The organism is Bradyrhizobium sp. LeoB3, from assembly GCF_055456055.1.
The window spans coordinates 20557-29548 of the sequence record NZ_JBVBEF010000089.1; the positions used below are offsets into that span (position 1 = coordinate 20557).

The window sequence follows — 8992 nt, forward strand, 5'->3', positions numbered from 1 at the left end:
CCGATAAAGGAAGCGCTACGCTTAAGCAAGCAAGAAGGGTAGTTTTTGCGCCAATTGGACAATCTCCAAGCCTTTGATATCCCCGGAAAATTTGTGGCCGCCGCAAGGCAGGCCTCGATCATGGACAAGGTTTAAGGGAACAGCCAGCCAGATGTCCAAGAGTACCCGCGCCACCGAGACACTGGCAAAGCTCGGCGTGACATTCACCGTGCACGCTTATGACTATGATCCTAACGCCGACAGCATCGGCCTGCAGGCCGCCGAGGCGCTGGAGGTGGCGCCCAAACGGATGCTCAAGACGCTGATGGCGGAGGTCGACGGCAAGCCGGTCTGCGCCGTGGTGCCGTCGGACTGCGAGGTCAGTATGAAGAAGCTCGCGAGCGCCTTCGGCGGCAAGACCGCGAAGATGATGCGGCCGGCCGACGCCGAGCGGCTGACCGGTTACCATGTGGGCGGTATCAGCCCGTTCGGGCAGAAGAAGCGCGTGCCAATCGCGATCGAGCAGGCGGCGCTCACCGAGAAAAGCGTGTTCGTCAACGGCGGCCAGCGTGGTTTGCAGATCGAGCTGGCGCCCGGTGATGCCGTGAAGGCTGTCGGCGCGATCGTGCGGCCACTGACGGCGTAAGGTGAGGCTCAGGCCGTCGCGGGCTTGAGCGTCAGCACCTCACCGCGCTTCGAGAACAGCGAGAACAGCAGCGACAGCGGCGCCATCGCGGCCAGCAGCGCGGCGCCCGCGATCAGCGCGGCCGCTGGGTTGCCCCAGGCATCCTGCAGCCGGCCGGCGGCGGAGGGCCCGATCGCCATCAGGAGATAGAAACAGGTGAAGAACAGGCCGAAGCCAAGCGAGCGGTCGCGCGGCTCGAGCACGCGCGTCGGCAGTGACAGGATCGCGCCGGACAATGGACCGATGGCGACGCCGAAGACGAGGCAGGCGATCGCTGGATGGATGTTTGCGACGAACAGCGCCAGCGCCAGGGCCGCTACAAGCCCGCAAGCAATGATCGCTGCGACCGGCCGCCCCGACCGCTCCACCAGATAGCCGCCGACGGGAATGGCCACGATGGTGAACCAGATCGCGAGGCTGACCAGCGAGGCCGCGCCCGTCGGGCTTGATCCGTGCGCCACCATCAATGGCGGCGCATAGCTGAAGAACAGCACGCAGGCGAGATTCATCGCGCCCCAGATGACGCCCGCGACCAGGACCGGGACCAGGATCCTGACCGGCAGGCCGGTGCGCGCGGCCGCTGCAGTCTCGGCCTGAACGGGACTCCGTGGCAGCAATGCGAAGGCGCCGAGCACGATCAGGGCCAACATCGCGCTCGACGCCATCACCGCCGGCCACCCCAGCGATTGTGCCAGATAGGTCTGCGCCGGCAGCGCGACCATCGCGCCGAACGGCCAGCTCATCTGCAACAGCGACATCGCCAGCACGATCTCACGGCCGGCGAACCAGTCGGTCGTCATCTTGGTGGCGACCAGGATCACGATGGTAGCGCCAACGCCACCGATCACGCGCGCGGCCAGCGCGGCGGCAAAGCTGTCGCAATAGGACAGAGCGACGCCCGACACCACCATCAGCGCCAGCCCGCCGAGCCCGAGCGTCGTCTCGCGCACCCGCTGGCCGATCAAGCCGGCCGGAAAGGCGACGACTATACCGGGCAACAGATAAGCGCCGAGCAGCATGCCGAGCTGGACGTAGCTGAGCGCCAGATCGTGCATCAGGACGTTGGTCGTGGATCCGACCGACTGGAATTGAAACCCGGTCGCCGCGCGCGCCGCGAACAGCACGGCAAGCACGATCCATCTGCGGGGCATCCCTGCCTCCCGATCAATCCTGGAAGTCGCCGCTGGCGAGATTGAGGCTGACCGCGTCTGAGAATTCGGACAGTTCGTCTTCGGAAATCTCATGCAGCGAGAGCTGGAGCTGCATGATCGCGAGATCGACAAGGTGGCCCGCAAAGGACAGCCCGCCGGAAACCAGAATGTTACGCTGTTCGGTCAGTACCGGAATCACGTTACGCAAGCGACGGGCCCTCAATTCATCCATAGCGATGCCCTCTCAGAGGCCGCTGCGCGGTCGCGACCAGCCAGTGGGCGGTGGTGGCGACGTCGGCGAACAATTCGATCGCCTTCGTCGCGACAAGGTGCACTGAACCAGGATCGGCATCGCGCCGCTGCCGGCTCGCGGCGGCATCGGTCAGGAAAGTGACGCGATGGCCGCGATGTGAAGCGTCGATGGCGGTGGCAAGGCAGACCTCTTCCGCGGCCAGACCACCGATCGCAAAGCTGCCGATCCGCGAGACGACGTCCTCGAACAGCGGATTGGCGTAGCAGGAAGGCTGCCTGCGCTCGAACACCATGTCCGCGCGCTTCGGCTCCAGGCCCATGATCCAGGGCGACTGCGCCTTCCTGTCGACGAGATCCAAGCCTTCAGCCCGCCGCGTGAAGGCGATCGGCATCCCGGCATTGCGGGCGTGCTGGATCGCGGCCCTGCAGCTTTCCAGCGAACGCTCGATATCGTCAGCGCAACCCGCCGCCCCGCGGAAATAAGCCTCCTCCTGCAGGTCGACCATGACCAACAGACGGCTGCTGGAAGCGCCAACATAGGGTTTGAGGTCGATCACCGGGGCCATGGCGGTCACATCGTGGCCGGCTGCGCGGCCGCGCCGCGGCCGGCGGACATTTCCAGGATGCCGGGAACGTCCCACTGTCCCTCGGGACGAATCAGGACGTAAGGATCCTCGCCAAGGGTGATGCGCTGCGGATGCCGCTCGGCCTGAAGCTTGACCTCGACATAATCGAAATCGGAGAACACGAATTCGCGCGAGCCAGACATGCGCTCGAAGCCGCGCTGCTCCCAGAAGCCGAGCAATCGCTTCTGCGCATGCGCATAGAGCACGTTGTAACCCTTCTTGCGGCAGAGCTCGATCGCGGCATCGACGATGCGCCCCGCAATGCCGCCGCTGCGGCTTTCGCTGCGCACGGCCAGCCGCTCCAGCTTGGCGAAATCGGCGAAGTAGCGGATCCGCAGGCAGCCGACCGGCTCGCGGCCCTGATGGCAGATCAGATGCGTCGCGGAGAAATCATTGCCGTCGAATTCCTCCTCGAACGGACAATGCTGCTCGCCCATGTAGACGGCGCTGCGGATCGCCATCACGCGTGCCATCTCGTCCATCGAGCGCACCACGCGCACCGAGATCGGATCCGGCGGCACCGGCTTCGGCGGCGGCATCTCGTGCGAGCGATCGAGCATCTGCAGATGCGGCGCGAACAATCCATCATAGCGGGCGCCCGGGGTGAACCCGAGCGGCTCGAGCACGCGCAGCCCTTCCTTGGTGATCGGGCGCGAATAGATGTTGACGCCCTGGTAGAGCGGGCTGGAGAATTTCTGCAGCACCAGCGGGATCGCGGCGACCGTCGGCCCCTTGGCGTGGATGCACCAGACATAGATGCCCGCCGGGCGCTCCGACTGCCGCGTGACGAAGGCGAGATCCGGATTCTTGGTATCGAGCCGTCCGTCGATCAGGCGGCGCGTGCCTTCATGCGTCAATGGAAGCACCGCGAGGAAACCTTCGCCCTTCGGCGCGGCAATGTCGAACTGATCACGCCGCGCGATCGCCCAGAACGCATCCGGATTATGGTTGGCGACGGTCTGAACGATGCGGTTGGTGGTCAGTCCCGGAATATCTTCCCTCGCCGCATCCATCAGCGCCGCAATCCCGGCGGCATCGACGGTGAAAATCACCGTGCGTTTCGCCAATTGCAGCATGGTCATCTTGTCGAGCGAACGGGCGGGACCCGCCCCCTGGCGCCTGGTGGCGGCTTTGCGAATAAAATCGAGGTCCAGAGCAGTCATCGATCATCTCTCGCGGTTGTGAATTTGCCGCGTTTCTGCCAAGAATAGAGGGTTGTTCCCGTTAAGCTAAAAGGCGACAAACGAGGCGATTTGTATGCACTCACCTGAGCGCAGGGGTGTTCACCACCGTGCACACCCCCCAGGCCGCATCGCCCAGTGGGATTCGGTGCGGATCTTCCTTGAGGTGGCACGGATCGGCAGCTTCCGCGCTGCAGCCCTCGAGCTGAACGCTTCGGCCAACTTCCTGCGGAAGCAGATCCTGCAACTAGAGAGTGCCTATAAAACGACATTGATCACCCGCCATGTCGACGGCGTGCGGCTGACGCCCGAAGGCGAGAAGGTGCTGGAGGCGGCGCGGCGGATGGAGGAAGCCGCTTTCGGCCTCGACCGCGCGCTGAGCCAGACCACGCCGGCGCTCTCGGGCGAGGTGCGCTTTGCCATCACCGAAGGTCTCGGCACTTTCTGGGTCGCGCCGCGGCTGATCGAATTCCAGCGCGTCTATCCGGGGCTGCTCGTCGATCTCAAATGCGAGATGCGCTCCGCCGACGTGCTCCGCCTCGAGGCCGACGTCGCGGTGCAGCTCGAAGAGCCTGACAAGCCCGATCTGAAGCGCGTCAAGATCGGCCGTCTTCACGTCATGCCGTTCGTCAGCCCGTCCTATGTCGAGATCTACGGCATGCCGAAGGACCAGGACGACATAAGGCAGAACCACCGCATCGTGCTGCAAGACGCCGACCAGACCCGCGCGCAGCAGATGTACGAGCAATATGCCGGCCGCGAGCAGGTCGGCTTCGTCGCCATGCGCAACAATGTCAGCAGCGCCCATGTCTGGGCGGTCGCCAAAGGCGCCGGCATCGGCTGGCTGCCGACCTATGTGCCGGCGGTGGCGGGGCCTTTGATCCCGCTCGACATCGGCATCAACTTCTCGCTCGACATCTGGCTTGCCTATCACCCCGATGCCAAGCGGATTCCGCGCGTCAAGCAGTTGATCGACTGGACCATCCAGGCCTTCGACGGCCGGAAGTATCCTTGGTTCCGCGACGAGTTCGTGCATCCCAACGATCTGCAGAAAACCTACAAGGGGGAGCCACTGGTAAATCTGTTCGCAGGCTTCGTGAACGAAACACGCTCCAAGATCGGCTGAGCAACCCAATGAGCAAATCGACCGACGGGTACATCGATCAATTGGTGCAGGCCAAGTGGCGCGAGATCGGACTGTCGCTGTCCGACCTTGCGGAAGTGCTGGGAGCAACGCCCCCGCCCCCACAACGGTCGGAGCGCACAAACGGCCGGGATGCGGTTGATATCGAGCGCCTGCGCCAGGTGGCGAATGCGCTCGGCGTCTCCGTCGATCTCTTCAACGGCCGCGCCACCAGCGCCGCCGCCCGGGCACGGCGGTTGCCTGCGCCGGGCTCGGCATCGTTGCAGTCGCTGCTCGAGTTGCGCCTGCTCCGGTTGTTTCGCGAATTGCACGACGCCGATACGAAACGGATCCTGATCGACCTCACCGCACAGATCGTCAAGCGCCAGGCCGGTCCTCCCGGCGAGGCCGGCTGACGCTATCCCTCGGCGCGCCGGCGCCCCGCCAAGCAGTCGCCGAGATTGGCCGGCAGGCTTGCCGGGGATAGAGCCCGCGCATGGTCGCGATGCAGCCAGCGCCATTGCCGCCGCCGTAAAATGCGTGTCTGTGGCCTCGGCCGGGTCCTTTCACATTCCGGCCCGGCGCGTGAACCCGCCGGGCGGGCCGCGGCGTCATGAACCGGGCCCGACGCATGTCTGCTTCCGAGACCACCTCCCCTGCCGGCTCCGGCAACTGGCTGGCCAACCAGCCCTACCTCCTGCTCAGCTTGACCGCGCTGTTCTGGGCCGGCAACGCCATCGTCGGCCGACTCGCCGCCGGCCATATTGCGCCGGTGACGCTCTCCTTCCTGCGCTGGTCGCTGGCGTTCCTGTTGATCCTGCCCTGGGCCTGGCCGCACCTGAAGCGGGACTGGCCCGCGATCCGCGGCCGTCTCGGCCTGATGGTGTTGCTCTCGCTGACGGGAATCGGCGTCTTCAACACCATGCAGTACTGGGCGCTCGAATATACCCAGGCGCTGAACACGCTGCTGTTGCAATCGGCGGCGCCGCTGATCATCGCGGTGTGGTCGCTGGTCCTGCTCGGCGTGCGGCTGACGGTGGCGCAGGCCTTCGGCGTCCTGCTGTCCCTTGCGGGCGTGCTGGTGATCATCCTGCACGGCGACCTCACCGCGCTGTCGAACGTCGAGTTCAACAAGGGCGACCTGATCTTCCTCGCCGGTCTCACGATGTTCGGGATCTATTCGGTGCTGTCGCTGAAGCGGCCGGAGATCCATGGCCTGTCGTTCGTCGCCTTCACCTTCGGCTGCGGCGCGGCATGCCTGATACCGCTCCTGATCTGGGAATTGCTGGCGCGACCGGTGATGCAGCTTAACGTCGGCAATGTGCTCTCACTGATCTATGTCGCGGTGTTTCCCTCGACGCTGGCCTATCTCTGCTTCAACCGCGGCGTCCAGTTGATCGGCGCCAACCGCACGGCGCCGTTCTTCCATGTGGTGCCGGTGTTCGGCACTGTGCTCTCGATCATCTTCCTTGGCGAGCATCCGCAACTGTTCCACTTCATCGGCTTTGCGCTGGTGCTGTCAGGCGTGTTCGTCGCCTCGCGCAAGCCGAAGCCGGCCTAGAGCTTCGGTTCTGACTGAATCAGAACCGAAGCTGTTCTTGGCGCGATCGGGCGAAATCAGCCCTTGCGCATTTTGCTCAGCAGATAGTTGTCGTAGTAGTTTTCCGCGATCTGCGTGTAGAAGAGCACGTCCTTCATATACGCGTCGTGGCTCTCTTTTGTTTTCTTGAAGAGCGGGCTCTTCTCGGCAAGCTCGTTCAGATGATCCTGGGTGGCTTTGTAGCTCGCCTCCATGACCGGTTGCGGGAACGCGCGCAGCTCCGCCCCACCAGCGACAAGCCGTTTGAGGGCCGCAGGGTTCACGCTGTCGTATTTCTCGAGCATCCAGGCGCCTGCCGCCGAGCCGGCCTGGGTGAGGATCGACTGGTATTGCTTGGGAAGCGCATTCCACTTCTCGTCGTTGACGATCATGTGCAGCATGGCTCCGCCTTCCCACCAGCCGGGAAAGTAATAGTACTTCGCCACCTTGTAGAAGCCGAGCTTCTCATCATCATAGGGTCCGACGAACTCCGCGGCGTCGATCGATCCCTTTTCGAGCGCTGAATACACATCGCCGCCCGCCAGTTGCTGCGGCACGACGCCGAGCCTTGCGAGCACATGACCGCCCATGCCCGCGATCCGGAACTTGAGGCCGTTGAGATCATCGACCGTCTTGATCTCCTTGCGAAACCAGCCGCCCATTTGCGTGCCGGAGTTGCCGCACAGAATGGCATGCACCTTGAAAGGCCTCAGCGCTTCGTCGCAGAGTTCGGCACCGCCGCCGAACGTCCACCAGGAATGTTGATGGCGATGGTTCATGCCAAAAGGCGCGCCCGTCGCGTAAGCAAGCGCCGGCTCCTTGCCGATATAGAAATAGAGCGGCGTCTGCGCGATCTCGACGGACGCGACGCTCACGGCATCAAGCGCCTGCAGGCCGGGCACGATCTCGCCTGCCGCAAACGTCTGGATCTGAAACTTGTTGTCGGTGGCCTCCGCGACATATTTCGCAAAGGTCTGCGCCGTGCCGTAGATGGTATCGAGCGACTTCGGAAAGCTCGACGTCAAACGCCACTTGATCTCGGGCATCGACTGCGCGATCGCCGGTGCCGCAACCAGCGTCGCCGCGCCGGTCACGGCGCCGCCTTTGAGAAACGTACGGCGTTTCATGATGTCATCACTCCTTCGGATTGCAATTCGATTGGGCACCGCTTCCGCGTCCGGCCCGACGACATAAGGACCTATCGCAAACGCCCGGCCGATGCCAGAGCAGCCTACGACTGACCCCGTCCAAAGCCTTGAGCCCTGGCCATCGCGCCTATGTGAGGCAGCGGGGTTTGCGCTATCCCAGCTCAAAGGTGGTGACGCCGAATACGCGCTCCAATCGCAACGGCGGCACTGCGCCGGTATACATGCGCGCGGTCTCGAACACCGGCGCAAGACCCAGATCTTGCGCCAACGCGACCGCGTCGCGGTTGATGCTGGGAACGTCGAGAAATATCTCGCCGCCGCCCACGCGGGCCAGCAAAGCCGACAGAACCGCCTCGGCACTGGCGCGGTCGTCGGCCACCAACGGGCCAATCTTGCAGCCCCTCCGGCACGGACGGATCACGCCCCAGCCGGCAAGGCCGCCGTCGCGGACAAGCGCGCAGCCGACATGCCCGGGGGAGCCGATCCAGGCGCGCAGGAATGCGGTGCGCCGAGCCGGAAACACCGTCGCGTCATACGCCTCCACACTCGCCAATGGGACGTCGGCGAGCGGGACGATATTAGCCTGCTGCACATCCGGAGCCGCGACGGTGCCGCCGTAACGGACGTTGGCGTAAGCGAATTCGAACCCGGACTTCCTGTAGTTCTCCTGCTGCGCCACCACGCCGTCGAGCCCGATCACACGTCGGCCAGCGTGCATGATGGCCGCGTTCCATATGCGCAGACCATAGCCACGGCCGCGGAGATCCTTCCGCACGATATAGAAGCCGAGAAAGGCAAAACTCTCGTCGTAATTGACGCAGGAGATCGTCGCGATCGGAGCGCCGTCGAGCTCGCCGATGAAGAAGCCTTCGGGATCGACTGCGGCGAAGCAGGTAGCGTCGGCAAGGCCCGGATTCCAGCCTTCGGCCGCCGCCCAGTCCACGGCGATGGAAATTTCATCCGGCCGCATCGTCCGGATGCGCAGGCCGTTCGTGGCGGACGATCGTACAGATGGACTCATGAACCGATATCACCACGAGTGAGCTGCGACCGGCAACCGAAGAAACGCCCTCGCGGCGGCGCCCGGGGCTCCCTGGAAAACATCCGCCGTGCCGCACGATCAAGTCAACGGCCGGTGATGGTGGCGAGCATGACAACGCGGGAATGCGTCGGGCGCAAAATCACGAGAACCCTAGAGCGCGATGACTTTTCTTCGAATCGTCATCCCGCTCTAGCTCTTTGTTTGAGCATGATCTCCGCGCAAACGC

General features: G+C 64.1%; 10 protein-coding genes. 4 read left to right on the forward strand and 6 right to left on the reverse strand.

The window, feature by feature from the left end:
- The first annotated feature begins 151 nt into the window (after positions 1-151).
- On the forward strand, positions 152-625 hold the full coding sequence (ybaK, locus tag ACZXDY_RS35825) for a Cys-tRNA(Pro) deacylase (RefSeq protein WP_464348767.1): 474 nt from the start codon (positions 152-154) through the stop codon (positions 623-625).
- 8 nt (positions 626-633) lie between these two features.
- On the opposite strand, the gene ACZXDY_RS35830 is transcribed toward ybaK, so the two are convergent.
- Genes ACZXDY_RS35830 through ACZXDY_RS35845 form a run of 4 tightly spaced genes read right to left on the reverse strand, consistent with a single transcriptional unit; the run spans position 634 to position 3856 of the window.
- Positions 634-1815, reverse strand: a complete 1182-nt coding sequence (locus tag ACZXDY_RS35830) for an MFS transporter (protein WP_464348768.1) — start codon at positions 1813-1815, stop codon at positions 634-636.
- Between the two features lie 13 nt (positions 1816-1828).
- Positions 1829-2023 (reverse strand): hypothetical protein, encoded by a 195-nt coding sequence (locus ACZXDY_RS35835; protein ID WP_433994500.1) that lies wholly within the window; start codon positions 2021-2023, stop codon positions 1829-1831.
- A 16-nt stretch (positions 2024-2039) separates the two neighbouring features.
- Complete coding sequence (locus ACZXDY_RS35840) at positions 2040-2633, reverse strand: cysteine hydrolase family protein (RefSeq protein ID WP_051396697.1); 594 nt, start codon at positions 2631-2633, stop codon at positions 2040-2042.
- A gap of 5 nt (positions 2634-2638) precedes the next feature.
- Positions 2639-3856, reverse strand: coding sequence for a GNAT family N-acetyltransferase (locus tag ACZXDY_RS35845; protein WP_245287274.1), 1218 nt, complete (start codon positions 3854-3856; stop codon positions 2639-2641).
- Between the two features lie 94 nt (positions 3857-3950).
- On the opposite strand from ACZXDY_RS35845, the gene ACZXDY_RS35850 reads away from it, so the two are divergent.
- From ACZXDY_RS35850 to ACZXDY_RS35860, 3 genes are all read left to right on the forward strand, one after another.
- On the forward strand, positions 3951-5000 hold the full coding sequence (locus ACZXDY_RS35850; protein ID WP_028163817.1) for a LysR family transcriptional regulator: 1050 nt from the start codon (positions 3951-3953) through the stop codon (positions 4998-5000).
- Positions 5001-5008: 8 nt separating this feature from the next.
- Positions 5009-5413 carry a helix-turn-helix domain-containing protein gene (locus ACZXDY_RS35855; protein ID WP_028163818.1) on the forward strand — a complete coding sequence of 135 codons (405 nt, stop codon included), beginning with the start codon at positions 5009-5011 and terminating at the stop codon, positions 5411-5413.
- Positions 5414-5628: 215 nt separating this feature from the next.
- Positions 5629-6558, forward strand: coding sequence for a DMT family transporter (locus ACZXDY_RS35860; RefSeq protein WP_464348769.1), 930 nt, complete (start codon positions 5629-5631; stop codon positions 6556-6558).
- A gap of 56 nt (positions 6559-6614) precedes the next feature.
- Here ACZXDY_RS35860 and ACZXDY_RS35865 read toward each other — a convergent pair whose 3' ends face one another.
- Positions 6615-7703, reverse strand: a complete 1089-nt coding sequence (locus tag ACZXDY_RS35865) for a TRAP transporter substrate-binding protein (protein WP_028163820.1) — start codon at positions 7701-7703, stop codon at positions 6615-6617.
- Between the two features lie 172 nt (positions 7704-7875).
- Positions 7876-8745, reverse strand: coding sequence for a GNAT family N-acetyltransferase (locus ACZXDY_RS35870; protein WP_464348770.1), 870 nt, complete (start codon positions 8743-8745; stop codon positions 7876-7878).
- Between the last annotated feature and the right edge of the window lie 247 nt (positions 8746-8992).